We start from the raw sequence: 12,553 nt of genomic DNA on the forward strand, positions 1-12,553 counted from the left end.
GATCAGTCCTCCTCGGTACGGCGCCGGGTGCGGGACGAAGTGCTGCGTTCGCGGGAGCCGCTCTCGCGCGTACGTGAGGAGGGACGCCGGCGCGATGCACGGGACTCGCGCTCCTCTTCCTGCTCCTCGTAATCGTCGTCGTCGTCATCGTCGTGGCCCTGGCCGAGGGCGCCCTTGACCTTGTCCCCGATGGACCGCGCGGTCCGCTTGGCGCCGGCCTTGGCGACCCGGCCGCCCATGCCCTCGCCGAAGAGCTCGGGCACCGTCGTGGTGCGGGAGTCGTGCTCAAGGTCCAGGCGGTTGCAGGCTTCGGCGAACCTCAGGTACGTGTCGACGCTGGCGACGACGATGCGGGCGTCGATCTTCAGAATCTCGATCCCGACCAGCGAGACGCGGACGAAGATGTCGATGACCATGCCGCGGTCGAGGATGAGTTCCAGGACGTCGTAGAGCGTGCCGGCGCGCGGTGCGCACACGACCTCGTCGCTGTAAGTGGTCATGGACGGGCGATCCTCTCGGGTGATCCGGACAACCGAAGGTCAGCTGTCGGCCGATCCCCTGCGGTACCTGCTGATGCGGCGGTACGAGACCAGTCCGCCCTCGTCGTCGAGTTCCACCTCGTAGGTGGCGAGCAGGCTGGTGGTGTCGGGGATCCGCGCCACCTCCAGCACATCGACGTTGACCACCCAGCCGTCGTCGGTGCGGCTCACGGCCGACACACCTTCCGAGGGATGGTCGATCAGGCCGGTCAGCGTCCGGCAGGCGCTCCGGGCGGCATCCTCCGCGCCTCGTACCGACCGGTCCTTGGAGGAACCGGCCGCGGACGACGACTTCGTACGCCGCTCACGTGTGTCTGCCATGAGCTCACCTTCGTCGCCGGTGACGCGGGGCGCGCGCCGGGTTGGGCCGGACGGGTGCCCGGGCGTCGGCCAACGGTGCTGCCGTGCCCGTGCGTGGGCCGCGGGTGCAGCCAGAGCCGGCGCCCGTGCGGTGGGTCGTGGGTACCGCCCGGCCGGAGCGCGGCTCCGGGGCCCAGGTGCCCTTCGCGCTGATGTGCGGTTTGCTGGAGAGGTGCCCCGGTCGGCCGTGGGCCGTCGCTCCGTGTGCACGGGCCGCACGCACCGCTCGCGCCCGGGCACGGCGCGGAGCCCGCCCGCCCGCCCGCCCGCCCGCCGAAGGTTGTGCCGTGTGCGTGCTCTGTTCAGGAGGTTGCGCGATGAAGCGGAAGCCGTTGACGGCCTTGCAGGAACTACAGCTGTCGCCCAGCGAGCGAGCGGCCCGCGGGCGCGCCGCACGGGCGCGTGCTCCCCGGTCCGGCCACGCCGAATTCATGCCGTCGCGGCATCGGCCCGACCCGATCGACGTCATCGACAAGCAGTCCGCACGGCGCGTGCCGGAACTCGTCCCGATCCGCTACGGACGAATGTCGGAATCACCGTTCCGCTTCTACCGGGGTGCCGCCGCGGTCATGGCGGGCGATCTGGCGACGACCATCGACTCGGGTCTGCGCGCCCAGCTGTGCGGCGACGCGCACATGATGAACTTCCGTCTGCTCGCCTCTCCCGAACGCAATCTGCTGTTCGACATCAACGACTTCGACGAGACCCTGCCCGGACCGTGGGAGTGGGACGTGAAGCGTCTCGGGGCCAGTCTCGCGATCGCCGGCCGGGAGAACGGGTTCTCGGACGCGGAGCGCGCCATGATCGTCCGGTCCGCGGCGCGGTCCTACCGCGAGCACATGCACGGTTTCGCGGGAATGCGCACCCTCGACGTCTGGTACGCCAAGTCCGACGCCGATCAGATGTCTGTCATGGCATCGGGCCGGCTGCACAAGCGGGGTCGCAAGCAGCTGTCCCGCGCGCTGACGAAGGCCCGCGGCCGCGACAGCCTCCAGGCCTTCAACAAGCTCACGCGGATCATCGACGGCGAGCGGCGGATCGTCGCGAATCCGCCGGTCATCACTCCCGCGGCCCACCTCCTGCCCGACTTGGAACGCGTCGACCTGGAAGAGAAGCTCGCCGGTCTGATCAACCGCTACGCGAAGAGTCTTCAGTCGGACCGCCGGCACCTGCTGGAAGGGTTCACTCCGGTGGATGTGGCGCGCAAGGTGGTGGGGGTCGGCAGTGTCGGTACCCGTTGCTGGATCGTGCTGCTGCTCGGACGGGACGGGCAGGACCCTCTGATCCTCCAGGCCAAGGAGGCCGATACCTCCGCACTGGCGCCGCACCTCGGCAGCAACAGGCTCGCCACGGAAGGAGAGCGGGTGGTGGCGGGCCAGCGTCTGATGCAGGCGGCGAGCGACATCTTCCTGGGCTGGGAACGGGTGCACGGAATCGACGGCTGGGAGCGGGACTTCTACGTTCGCCAGCTGCGGGACTGGAAGGGCGTTCCCGAACCGTCGTTGATGGTGCCCCGGGGCATGAACCTGTTCGCCGAACTGTGCGGGGCGACCCTGGCCCGCGCGCACGCGCGGTCGGGCGACCGGATCGCCATCGCCGCCTATCTGGGCCGCAGCGACATCTTCGACCGCTCGCTGGCGCTCTTCGCCGAGGCCTACGCGGATCAGAACGAACGCGATCACCAGGCACTTCTCGACGCGATCAAGAGCAAGCGGGTCACCGCTCAGGAGGGGTGAGCCTCCCGACGACACCCGCCGTGCCCTGCGCGCGGCGGCGCGCCCAGGCGTGTCAGGTCAGATGGCTGCCAGGAGCCGGTCCAGGGGACGCGGCACCTGTCCGGGCTCGAGGACCTCGACGAGCGAGCGTGCGTAGTGCGCCTTACGGCCGGAGTGCGTTCCCATGAACCGCAGCAGTTGCCGCTCCACGGTCCGCTCACGCTGCGCGGGCTGCTTCTGGAAGATGCGGAACGAGCGCAACTCGCCCTGGGCCTCGACCACTTCCTGCACCTCCTCAGGTCCGAGGGCGCGGATCAGCTCGTCCTCCAGGTCGGCCACGCAAACGTAGAAGCCGAGTTGCTCCATCTCGTCGCGACTGCGGGCCGTGCCGACGCCCGCCGCCTCCAGCCGCTGCTGGAAGAAGTCCTCCTCGCCGGCGTCGCAGAGACCGGCCAGCCGGACGTCGATCCCCCGCGGGCCGAACATCTTCAGGAACCGCCCGATGCTGGTGGCACCTCCGAGCGGTACGACGGAGATCCCCTCCGCGTCGAGCCGTCTGCCGTACCGGGCGGCCAGCACTTCGAGCGCGATCCGGTCGCTGTCCCCCTCGACCAGGACGACGGTCCGCACACCGACGGCGAGCCGCTGGGCGACGGCTTCGGCCTCGGCGGCCCCGTCGCCCCCGGCCGCGCACTCGACGACGGCCAGTCGGAATCTCCTCATGTCCTCCGGGTGCCCCGGCATCCGCTGCGGTCCTCCCGTTGATCGAACGTCCTTGCCCGCCCCATTCTCGTCGGCCGCCCCGGAGCTTCGCCGCCCATTTATCACCGGGGCCTCGTCAGACTGTCCTTCCGCCGGTCGGAGCGTGCGGCAGTGTGTCTCTGCCGCACAGCGCCTCGTCCTGCCTAGCGTCACCTCCATGACGACGTTCAGCAGTTTCGCCGTGCACATCCCCGACGCCGACCTGGAGCCCGACCCCCTGGATCCCTCGCAGATCGTGCAGGGCACGCCCGAGGTGTCGGGGAAGGTCCTGTGGGAGTCGGAGGACGGCAGGAACATCCGGGGGATCTGGCAGATCACGCCCGGCGTCGTCACGGACACCGAGGCGGACGAACTGTTCGTGGTGGTCAGCGGCCGCGCCACCATCGCCGTCCAGGACGGACCCACGTTCGACGTGGGGCCGGGCGACGCCTGCGTCCTGCGCGAGGGCGACCGGACCACGTGGACCGTGCACGAGACCCTGCGCAAGGCGTACCAGATCACGACGTCCTAGCGGCAGGGCCCGGTGGCCGGGCAACGTGCTGCGGTCGTCCGCGACAGTCCGCAGCACGCTGCCCGGTTCCGTATGTCCGGTCGGCTACCTTCTGGTGCGTACCCGCCCGAAACGGGCACCCAGGGACCACGACGGAAGGGCGCCCGTATGTCCAGCGACCCCCCGCACCCGTCCGCGGGCGATCGCCTCACCGGCGCCACCGGCATCACCGCCGCCCGCGCCGGCGACCCCGCGGCCGCACGGCTCAAGGAGCGGATCTACGCCACCATCACCCTGGCTGCCGTGATCGTGACCCTCGCCGAGGCGGACACACCCGGGCACAGCGAGTCCGCGATCACCGTCGCGGTGACCGCGCTCGGGATCTGGCTGGCCACCCTGGTCGCGGACGAGCAGTCGCACCGCGCCATGAGCGGGCGAGGGGCGACCTGGACCGAGGTCCGGACGGCACTGCACATCTCCAGCCCGCTGCTGCTCTGCGCGGTGGGGCCGCTGGTGCTGATCGGCATGTCGGCCCTGGGCGTCGTGGAGCTGGACACCGCCCTGCTGATCAGCGCCGGCGTGGAGGTCGCGACCCTGTTCCTGTGGGGCTGGCGGACGGGACTGCGGATGGGCAACGGTCCGCTGAGCGCCCTCGTCTCGGGGCTCCTGGACACCGCGATCGGGGTGGGAGTCGTGGGCGTGAAGCTCCTCGCGGGTCACTGATCCGGTGCCCTCGGATCTCCCGGACCGCGTTCGAAGATCCGGATCGAGGGCAGGTCCTTGTGCAAGGCCGCAGAGAGCACATCGTGTTGGTACGCCAGTCCGTTCGAGCGAGGAGGATTGCATGACCACGTATGTCATCACCATCCCGGGCACATTCCTGCGCGAGCTGAGCGAAGGGGCCAGGGCCGAGGTCGAGGAGACGCTGCGTCCCGCCGATCCGCAGCAGACGTCGCTCGGACGTCTGGAGGATCTCGACATTCTGACGATCAACGAGAACGGCACGTTCAGCATCCGTCTGGAGGTGGAGGCCGACGACAGCGGCGGCGCGGAGGCGCAGGCCAAGGCGGCCGCCGCGACAGCGCTCAGCCGCGCGGGCTTCACCGAGGACGACGCACCGCTCGGCCCGGCCGCGGTGACGGGCATCGACGTCTGAGGGCTGTCGTCCGGATCGGGCCGCAGCTGAGTGCCCGTGGGGTCGCCGGCCTTTCCCGTCAGGGATGGCGGCAGGCGTTGCGCTGGTCCCGCGCCGGCCGGTGGCCCGGTCCGTTCTTCCGCCGAGGGGGCGGGGACGACAGGATGTGCGCGGCCTGCGCCCGGTCCCATGCCCGCCCCCACACCTCGAGGTCGTCCTCGTCCGTGACGCCGCAGGTCTGGATGAAGGCCAGGACGAACTCGCGTCGCGGGTGGGCCCGTTGGGTGAGGACCCTGCCGATCGTGGCGTGCGGCAGCTGGCCGTGGCTGCCGGCCTGTCTCTCCAGCTCCCGGTAGGGGCGGCTGCCGTCTCTGCGATACAGCTCCAGCAGGGCGAGGTGGAGTCCGGCGAAGGTGGTGACGTAGTCGATCCGGAGGCGGCTCGCGCCGTGGCCGGGCCAGCTGCTGCGGGCGTCGTAGCGTGCGCCCTTCCACAGGCGTTCCGCCTCCGCCGGGTCCGCCCCACAGACCTCGGCGAGCGCTTTGACGACCACCAGCCGGGGCACCGTCCGGCCCGATACGGCCCGGCTGAGCGTGGCCTTGCTGAAGTGGGTGCGCTGGGCCAGTTCCGTGTAGCTCACCTGGGCGTCCGCCCGGCGCTGTCGCAGCCAGCTGGCAAGGGCGTGCAGCGATGTGGTGCACGGCGCGATGGGATTCTCGGCGCGCCCCATACGACGCCCTCCTGGCTGGGAACGGAGGCGAGCCCGCGGTCTCTGGACGTGGGGGTGGAGAACGCGCAGCGTTTTCCCGCCGCCGTCTCGGCATTTACAAGATCAGATTACCTGCCCGCAGAGTCGATTGTCGGCAGTTGCCGCAGGAGACCGGTGGCGGGGGACGCTGCGGCCCGAAGACCGCTGACTCCCACCGGGTACCGCGGACCTGCGCATCTGCCGACGGCCCGCCGATGGGGGAAAATCGGTGGTACCGGACGTCCGCGCCCCGGTCTGCCCGGTACCCGCGATCCAGGGAGTCCCCATGGAGCTGCATCTGGCAGGCAAGGTCGCCGTGGTCACCGGCGCGAGCAAGGGCATCGGGCTGGCGGTGACCCAGGGGCTGGTGGCCGAGGGCGTGAACGTGGTCGCGGGCGCCCGTACCCTCACCGACTCCCTCGCCGACCTCGCGGCCGGCCCTCAGGTCCGGCCGGTACTCGTGGACCTCGCGACGCCGGAGGGACCCGGCGGGCTGGTGGGCGAGGCCCTCGACCACTTCGGCGGGGTGGACATCGTCGTCAACAACGTCGGCGCGGTGCGCCCGCGGTCCGGCGGCCTCGTCTCCGTGACCGACGAGGACTGGTCGGAGTCGCTGACGATCAACTTCCTGAGCGCGGTGCGCACCACGCGGGCGGCTCTGCCGTATCTGATCGACCGCGGTGGCGGTTCCGTCGTGACCGTCAGTTCGGTCAACGCCTTCCTGCCGGATCCGTCCATCATCGACTACTGCGCGAGCAAGGCGGCGCTGTCCAACTTCTGCAAGGCCCTCTCCAAGGAGGTCGCGTCCCGCGGGGTTCGCGTCAACACGGTCAGTCCCGGCCCCGTGGAGACCGCGCTGTGGCTCGGCGAGGACGGGGTCGCGGCGACGGTCGCGGAGTCCAGCGGCGCCACGCCCGACGACGTGACACAGCGCGCCGCGGCGCAGTCGGCCACCGGACGCTTCACCCGCCCGCAGGAAGTGGCCGATCTGGTGCTGCTGCTGGCCAGCGACCGTACGGGCAACGTCACCGGCGCCGACTTCACGATCGACGGCGGTCTGATCACGACGCTCTGACGCCTCCACGTCCGTCGACCACCGGGTGGTATGCATGCCGGACGTACTCCGGTTACCACTGAACGCACGGCTTCGGCCAGGATGGGCCCCATGATCGAGATCCGCACACCCCGCCTCATCCTCCGCCGCTGGCACGACGACGACCTCGTACCCATGGCGGACATCAACGCGGATCCACGCGTCATGGAATGGATCGGCGACGGTTCGGTCCGTGATCTGGAGGCCACCGCGGACGACATCGAGCGGTGGGAGGAGGAGTGGGACGAGGAGGGCTTCGGTCTCTTCGCCGTCGAACTACTGGCCTCGGGCGAGCTGATCGGCTTCGTCGGACTGTCCGTGCCCGAGTTCCTGCCGGAGGTGCTGCCGGCCGTGGAGATCGGCTGGCGGCTCGGTCAGCAGTTCTGGGGGCAGGGTTATGCGTCCGAAGCCGCCCATGCCACCTTGGAGTTCGCGCTGCAGGACCGCGGTCTGGACCGGGTCATCAGCATCGCCCGGCCCGGGAACGAGGCGTCGCAGAACGTGATGCGCAAGCTCGGGATGGAACCGGAACGCGAGACGACCCACCCGGCGTACGGCCATGCACTGACCGTCTACGCCATCGACCTCACGGAATTCGCCGCCTGACCGCACGGGGCCCGACGCCCCGGTCTTCCCGCCCGCACCGGGACCGCGCCCCTTCCGCCCGCCCAGAAAGAGCACGCTCATGGCCCTCACCACCCTGGACCCCACCACCGCGCTGGTGGTGATCGACCTTCAGCAGGGCATCGTCGGCAGGCCCGTCGCCCCGCACTCCGGTGCCGAGGTGGTCGCGCGCGCCGCGCGGCTCGCGGACGTCTTCCGTGCCCACCGCTCCCCCGTGGTCCTGGTCCGCGTCAGCTTCGCCGCCGACGGGGCGGACGCACCGCCCGGCCGCACCGAAGCCGGCCCGCGCGGTGCCATGCCCGAGGGGTGGGACGTGATCGTGGACGAACTCGCGGGCGGCAGCCACATCGCCGTGACCAAGCACAACTGGGGTGCCTTCCACGGCACCGACCTCGATGTGCAGCTGCGGCGCCGCGGTATCACACAGATCGTGCTGGCGGGCATCTCCACCAGCATCGGCGTGGAGACCACCGCCCGCGCCGCCTACGAGCACGGCTACCACGTCACCCTCGCCACGGACGCCATGTCCGACACCGATGCCGACGCGCACCGCAACAGCGTCGAGCGCATCTTCCCGCTCCTCGGCGAGACCGGGACCACCCATGACATCATCACTCTCCTGGAGAAGACATCCGGCTGACATCCGCGACGGACTCCACCAGACCGATCGGCCACGGGGGCCGCACAGGGGCACAAGATCCTGCTGCGGTGCACGCGTTGCGCGTCAGTTCCTCCCGTCGAACGGGCATATGATTCGTCGGGCTTCGTACCCACAGCGCCTCGTCACGGCGGTGGTGGTGCGGGCCGGCACCCACAAGCGTCGGCGGAACGACCACGCCGCGTCGCACTTCATCCTCGGAAGGCCTGCATGACCACTGATGCGCCCCGGCGCGACGGCGACGAGCCGACGCGCAGCACCACAGCTGCCGCGGGTTACACGGACCTGTTCCGTGAGCCGCAGTACCTCATCGAACTTCCGGAGCTGGAGGAAGACGATGCGCTCCCCGGCCGGCTTCCTTCGCAGGCCTGACGCCTGTCACGGGCGCGTTCCGCGCAGAGGAGCGGCCCGGCGGATGTCCGCCGGGCCGCTCCTCTGCGTTCCCGGGCCGTGAGGCCGGTTCGCTCCCCGTGTCACAGAGGGAACGTGCCGATCGCTACTTCCCGCGGTAGGCGTCCCGGATCGTCTGGGTGAGGGTGTTGCCCTGCTTGTCGGCGACAACCGCCCGGAACGAAATCGCCTGTCCCGCCTGCGGGTTGCGCACGATCACCCCGCCGCCGACGACCGCGGCCTTCTTCCACGTCTTGCCGTCGTGACTGACGTGCACGACGAGCGAGGCGAGGTTCTTGCCCGCGCCGGCGCCCTGGACGCTCACCGGCACCCGCATCAGAGCTCCTGCCCTGGCGGTGGAGTCCGCCGCCAGGCGCGGCGTGAAACGGACGACGGAGACCGGCAGGGACTGCTCGGAGGCAGTGTGCCCGGAGGTGAACGTCCATGCGGCGCTCACCTCGGTCGCGGCGCTGGGGCCGCCACCTCGTACGGCCGATGCGGTCAGCCGGAACGTGCCCGTGTCCGCCGGAACGGTGACGCCCTGCCAGCAGTTCAGCATGTCCCCGGAACCGTCGACCTCGACGCCGTCGCGATACAGCACCGTCGCGAGGGTGTCGGTGTCCGAGAAGCTCCAGTTGCCCGTGCCGTGCCGGAACAGGTCCAGGCAGACGGTGATGGTGTCACCGTTCCGGACCACCCCCTGCGACTCGCCGAGCCCGGGGCCGAACACGCCGATGCCGAGGTCGTCGCGGTACGCCCGTCCTGCCTCGTACCGCTTGATCCCCGTCCCGTGCGAGATCTCCGGCGAGGAACCGGTGTCGTCCCACTGGTCCAGCCCGATGGCCCAGGTGGTACCGGCCGGGGCGCTGAGGAACAACGTGGCAGCCGCCGGAAGCGGCCGGGTCACGGACGGGCTGAAGATGGAGCCGAAGCTGTCGTCGATGAACGGCGTCGCCACGAGGGCTCCCTGCTTGCCGGCGACCGTGGCACCGAGCCGCAGGCCGACCCTGGCGAGCTCCGCCCGCTCGGCCTGCCGTTCGAACCCGGTGGCCAGCCGTGTCACCTTGCTGCCGTAGGCGAGGCGGTATTCGTTCGTGCCCCGTCGGTCGAATGCGTTGAACTGCTGGAACAGCGTGCCGTCCGTCGAGAAGTCCGGCCCCAGCTGGGCCGTCCGCATCGTCTCGAACGAGGGTCCGGTCATGCCGGCCGAGAAACCGTAGTCAGGCGTGTCGAGTTCGATGAAGGTCTCGGCGAACACCCGCTCGGCAGCGGGGTCCGGGCCGGTGATGCTGATCGGCTTCGCGGTACGGGCGTCCAGGGTGACCGTCGTGTCCTCGGTGACCTCGAAGTGGGGTGCCGAGATCTGGCTCCTGCCCTCGTCCTCCTCGATGATCAGCGCGTCGAGGTAGTAGACACCTTTCGGCAGCCGCGCCGTGTAGGTGCCGCCCGCGCCTGCGGTCGCGTAGTCCGTACCTGGTGCGCCGAGCCCGGAGAGCCGGTTCAGCGAGGGCCAGTACTTCTTCGCCGACCCACCCGTGCGGTCGAGGTGGCGGACCGTCACGTCGTAGGTCTCCACCTCGCGCTCGACCGCCGCCACGGTGCGTACGGTCCGGCCCGCACCCTGGGCCGTCACCGTCGCGCTGTACATGCCGTTCACCTCGCCGCCCGGCCGGGTGTCGGCCGTCAGGTCGACCGCGGCCGTGCCGCCCGCCGGCACGGTCAGCCGCTCCGCGCCGAGAGTGAACATGCCGGCGGGTCCCGGCTTCCCGTCGGGTCCGACAGCGGTCACCGAGAGGTCGAGCGTCAGGGGCTCGCCGCCGAGGTTGCGGTAGGTGAGCCTTCTGGTCTCCGGCTTGTCGTCGGCGTGCGGGTAGGCCTGACGGGCGAAACCGACGGATGTCGGCTCGGCGACGACCGACACCTTCATGGCCGCCGCCACATCGACACGGCCGCTGCCCTCCGCGAAGGCCCCCGCGCCACCGGGTCTCGCGCCGGCGACCAGCGCGGCCTTGAGTTCCGTGTTCGTCCACTGCGGATGCTGCTGCTTGAGGAGCGCGGCGGCTCCCGCGGCGTGCGGGGTGGCCATGGACGTCCCCGAGATGGTGACGTATCCGGGCGGCTGCTCCCCAACCTCGCCCGCGATCCTGCTGCCCGGTGCGGAGGCCGCGGTGATCTCCACTCCGGGCGCGGTGACGTCGGGCTTGACGGCTCCGCCGTCGGCGCGCGGGCCGCGGCCGGACGACGGCGCGATCACATCTCCCGTGTCGACCGACCCCACGGCGAGCGCGGCGTCCGCACTGCCCGGGGAGTCCAGAGTGCCCACGCCCGGGCCGGAGTTGCCCGCGGCGGCCACGACGAGAATGCCGCGTTCGGCGGAGAGCCGGTTGACGGTCTCCTCCACGGGGTCGACGCCTGGGCTGTCCGGGCGGCCGAGGCTGAGGTTCAGGATGTCGGCGTTCTGGGAGGCGGCCCACTCCATCCCGGCGATGACGGCGGAGTCGCTGCCGTACCCGTCGTCGTCGAGCACCTTGGCGTCGAGGACGCGCGAACCCGGTGCCACACCCCGGAACCTCTCCGCCGACCCGGCGCCCGTGCCGGAGGCGATGGAGGCCACATGGGTGCCGTGCCCGAGGCGGTCCTTGGTGTCCGCGGCCCAGGAGAAGTTCGCCTCGGCCGCCTGCCGGCCCTGGAGATCGGGATGCGTTTCGTCGACTCCGCTGTCCAGGACGGCGATCCGGATGCCCTCGCCGTCGTAGCCGGCTGCCCATGCGGCGGGGGCGCCGATCTGCGGAACGCTCCGGTCCAGGTTCGCCTTCCGGACGCCGTCGAGCCAGATCCGCTCGAGGCCGGGTGCAGCGCTGCGTTGCCCGGCGCCGCTCGCGGACGCCCGGGTCAGGGTCTTCCACGCACTGCCCGCGGACGCTGCGGGGACGGTGACCGCGTCCGCGTCGATCCGCGGGAAGGTACGGCGGACCGTGGCCGCGCCGTCCTTGCGCAGAGCGCTCTTCAACCCCTGGGCCGTGCGCGCCCCTGCTGTGGTGCCCTGGCCGCCGTAGGTGACAATCAGTGGCAGCCCGGTCCGCGCACTCCCCCGATGCTGGGCCCTGGTGAGTTCACCGACATCGAAGAGCCGTTCGTCGACGCGCCCCGAACGGATCAACTGCCGTGCGTCCTGGGGCAGCACAAGCGTGCGACCCTTCGTGCGTTCGATCCTGATCGGTATGTCGTCCCGCCCCTTGCCGGGCACGATCCGTACGGGTTCACCCGCCGCGTCGACACCCACCGAGTCACCCGTGACCAAGGTGATCCACCGTGCTACGGCGGCGTCCGCGCGGGCGGCCGAACTGCCCGACGCCGGCGATGCGGAGGCCGGAGCGGCGGCGGTCGGCGGGGCGGTGACCAGCCCGGCGACACACGCAAGCGCCACGGCCGCGACGACGGTACTCGGTCCGCTGTGTCTTCTGTGCAACTCTCCCCCTCAGAGAACGCTGAGCACATGAGAGACATGTGGCTCCTGTTGGGAAGACGCGGCCGGCGGTGCGGAATGTTTCACTTCCACATGCCCCGGGGTCACACAAATGGCCCTGACCTATGACGAGATGCCGATTAGGGCGTACGGCTGATAAAGCCCGGCCCCTGCAACCCGCCGCGGGAGTTACGCCTCCTGACACTCAGTGACACACACATCACAGGAGGCTCTCATGCACAGCTGGCACACCACGGACACGGCAGCGCCGCAGACGTCGCAGGAGATCGACCCGTACCGCTTCCCCGGTGCCTGGTACCTCGGAGGGCGCACGGTGGACACCCTCACGGACTCGGCCGGTGACTACCTCCTGCCGGCTCCGGACCCGAGGGAGCGCGTCCCGTACGTGCTGCCGATCGGCGACCAGCGCCGGCTGGAGGTGCAGACGGCTCTGACCGCCGCGGGGGTCGCACCCCGCCCCGGCGACTTCGCCGCCATCGACGCGCTGTGCGTTCTGGAGGACTCCGCCTTCAGCACGGTTCTGCGGTGGATCACGGGTGGCTGAGGGCGGGA

The 12,553-nt window shown here is 70.7% G+C and carries 14 protein-coding genes; 9 read left to right on the forward strand and 5 right to left on the reverse strand.

Translation table 11 applies throughout. From position 1 onward, the window contains the following. Positions 1-2: 2 nt before the first annotated feature. Together OHA05_RS01410 and OHA05_RS01415 are read right to left on the reverse strand one after the other, a co-directional pair. Complete coding sequence (locus OHA05_RS01410; RefSeq protein WP_313948293.1) at positions 3-500, reverse strand: gas vesicle structural protein GvpA; 498 nt, start codon at positions 498-500, stop codon at positions 3-5. A 39-nt stretch (positions 501-539) separates the two neighbouring features. Further along, positions 540-860, reverse strand: a complete 321-nt coding sequence (locus OHA05_RS01415) for a gas vesicle protein GvpO (protein ID WP_313948292.1) — start codon at positions 858-860, stop codon at positions 540-542. Positions 861-1,216: 356 nt separating this feature from the next. Between OHA05_RS01415 and OHA05_RS01420 the strand changes: the two genes are divergently transcribed. Continuing rightward, complete coding sequence (locus tag OHA05_RS01420; protein ID WP_328859531.1) at positions 1,217-2,635, forward strand: DUF2252 domain-containing protein; 1,419 nt, start codon at positions 1,217-1,219, stop codon at positions 2,633-2,635. Positions 2,636-2,692: 57 nt separating this feature from the next. On the opposite strand, the gene OHA05_RS01425 is transcribed toward OHA05_RS01420, so the two are convergent. Further along, on the reverse strand, positions 2,693-3,337 hold the full coding sequence (locus OHA05_RS01425) for an ATP-dependent endonuclease (protein WP_328859532.1): 645 nt from the start codon (positions 3,335-3,337) through the stop codon (positions 2,693-2,695). A 196-nt stretch (positions 3,338-3,533) separates the two neighbouring features. Between OHA05_RS01425 and OHA05_RS01430 the strand changes: the two genes are divergently transcribed. From OHA05_RS01430 to OHA05_RS01440, 3 genes are all read left to right on the forward strand, one after another. Beyond that, positions 3,534-3,887, forward strand: a complete 354-nt coding sequence (locus OHA05_RS01430; protein ID WP_313948289.1) for a cupin domain-containing protein — start codon at positions 3,534-3,536, stop codon at positions 3,885-3,887. Positions 3,888-4,034: 147 nt separating this feature from the next. Then, positions 4,035-4,589, forward strand: coding sequence for a hypothetical protein (locus OHA05_RS01435; RefSeq protein ID WP_313948288.1), 555 nt, complete (start codon positions 4,035-4,037; stop codon positions 4,587-4,589). A 121-nt stretch (positions 4,590-4,710) separates the two neighbouring features. Continuing rightward, positions 4,711-5,022, forward strand: a complete 312-nt coding sequence (locus OHA05_RS01440; protein WP_313948287.1) for a hypothetical protein — start codon at positions 4,711-4,713, stop codon at positions 5,020-5,022. 58 nt (positions 5,023-5,080) lie between these two features. Here the strand turns inward: OHA05_RS01440 and OHA05_RS01445 are convergent, their stop codons facing one another. After that, on the reverse strand, positions 5,081-5,731 hold the full coding sequence (locus tag OHA05_RS01445) for a helix-turn-helix domain-containing protein (protein WP_328859533.1): 651 nt from the start codon (positions 5,729-5,731) through the stop codon (positions 5,081-5,083). Between the two features lie 304 nt (positions 5,732-6,035). On the opposite strand from OHA05_RS01445, the gene OHA05_RS01450 reads away from it, so the two are divergent. From OHA05_RS01450 to OHA05_RS01465, 4 genes are all read left to right on the forward strand, one after another. Continuing rightward, a complete protein-coding gene (locus OHA05_RS01450; protein WP_313948285.1) occupies positions 6,036-6,824 on the forward strand; it encodes an oxidoreductase in 789 nt (262 codons plus the stop codon). A 90-nt stretch (positions 6,825-6,914) separates the two neighbouring features. Next, positions 6,915-7,448, forward strand: coding sequence for a GNAT family N-acetyltransferase (locus OHA05_RS01455; RefSeq protein ID WP_328859534.1), 534 nt, complete (start codon positions 6,915-6,917; stop codon positions 7,446-7,448). A 79-nt stretch (positions 7,449-7,527) separates the two neighbouring features. Further along, positions 7,528-8,106 (forward strand): hydrolase, encoded by a 579-nt coding sequence (locus OHA05_RS01460; RefSeq protein ID WP_328859535.1) that lies wholly within the window; start codon positions 7,528-7,530, stop codon positions 8,104-8,106. A 228-nt stretch (positions 8,107-8,334) separates the two neighbouring features. Next, positions 8,335-8,496 carry a hypothetical protein gene (locus OHA05_RS01465; RefSeq protein ID WP_313948282.1) on the forward strand — a complete coding sequence of 54 codons (162 nt, stop codon included), beginning with the start codon at positions 8,335-8,337 and terminating at the stop codon, positions 8,494-8,496. A gap of 124 nt (positions 8,497-8,620) precedes the next feature. Here OHA05_RS01465 and OHA05_RS01470 read toward each other — a convergent pair whose 3' ends face one another. Further along, positions 8,621-11,941, reverse strand: coding sequence for a S8 family serine peptidase (locus tag OHA05_RS01470; RefSeq protein ID WP_328859536.1), 3,321 nt, complete (start codon positions 11,939-11,941; stop codon positions 8,621-8,623). Between the two features lie 274 nt (positions 11,942-12,215). Here OHA05_RS01470 and OHA05_RS01475 point away from each other — a divergent pair, with 274 nt between their 5' ends. Further along, entirely contained in the window at positions 12,216-12,545 is a 330-nt protein-coding gene (locus tag OHA05_RS01475; protein ID WP_313948280.1) for a hypothetical protein, read from the forward strand. The last annotated feature ends 8 nt before the right edge of the window (positions 12,546-12,553 follow it).

Origin of the sequence: Streptomyces sp. NBC_00306, from assembly GCF_036169555.1 — a bacterium.
Lineage (GTDB): Bacteria > Actinomycetota > Actinomycetes > Streptomycetales > Streptomycetaceae > Streptomyces > Streptomyces achmelvichensis.

Bases quoted from the DNA above. Each gene is read 5' to 3' on its own strand.
- OHA05_RS01440 (WP_313948287.1), top strand. From the start codon at position 4,711: ATGACCACGTATGTCATCACCATCCCGGGCACATTCCTGCGCGAGCTG.
- OHA05_RS01455 (WP_328859534.1), top strand. From the start codon at position 6,915: ATGATCGAGATCCGCACACCCCGCCTCATCCTCCGCCGCTGGCACGAC.
- OHA05_RS01415 (WP_313948292.1), bottom strand. From the start codon at position 860: ATGGCAGACACACGTGAGCGGCGTACGAAGTCGTCGTCCGCGGCCGGT.
- OHA05_RS01445 (WP_328859533.1), bottom strand. From the start codon at position 5,731: ATGGGGCGCGCCGAGAATCCCATCGCGCCGTGCACCACATCGCTGCAC.
- OHA05_RS01460 (WP_328859535.1), top strand. From the start codon at position 7,528: ATGGCCCTCACCACCCTGGACCCCACCACCGCGCTGGTGGTGATCGAC.
- OHA05_RS01430 (WP_313948289.1), top strand. From the start codon at position 3,534: ATGACGACGTTCAGCAGTTTCGCCGTGCACATCCCCGACGCCGACCTG.
- OHA05_RS01420 (WP_328859531.1), top strand. From the start codon at position 1,217: ATGAAGCGGAAGCCGTTGACGGCCTTGCAGGAACTACAGCTGTCGCCC.
- OHA05_RS01475 (WP_313948280.1), top strand. From the start codon at position 12,216: ATGCACAGCTGGCACACCACGGACACGGCAGCGCCGCAGACGTCGCAG.
- OHA05_RS01435 (WP_313948288.1), top strand. From the start codon at position 4,035: ATGTCCAGCGACCCCCCGCACCCGTCCGCGGGCGATCGCCTCACCGGC.
- OHA05_RS01450 (WP_313948285.1), top strand. From the start codon at position 6,036: ATGGAGCTGCATCTGGCAGGCAAGGTCGCCGTGGTCACCGGCGCGAGC.
- OHA05_RS01425 (WP_328859532.1), bottom strand. From the start codon at position 3,337: ATGAGGAGATTCCGACTGGCCGTCGTCGAGTGCGCGGCCGGGGGCGAC.
- OHA05_RS01465 (WP_313948282.1), top strand. From the start codon at position 8,335: ATGACCACTGATGCGCCCCGGCGCGACGGCGACGAGCCGACGCGCAGC.
- OHA05_RS01410 (WP_313948293.1), bottom strand. From the start codon at position 500: ATGACCACTTACAGCGACGAGGTCGTGTGCGCACCGCGCGCCGGCACG.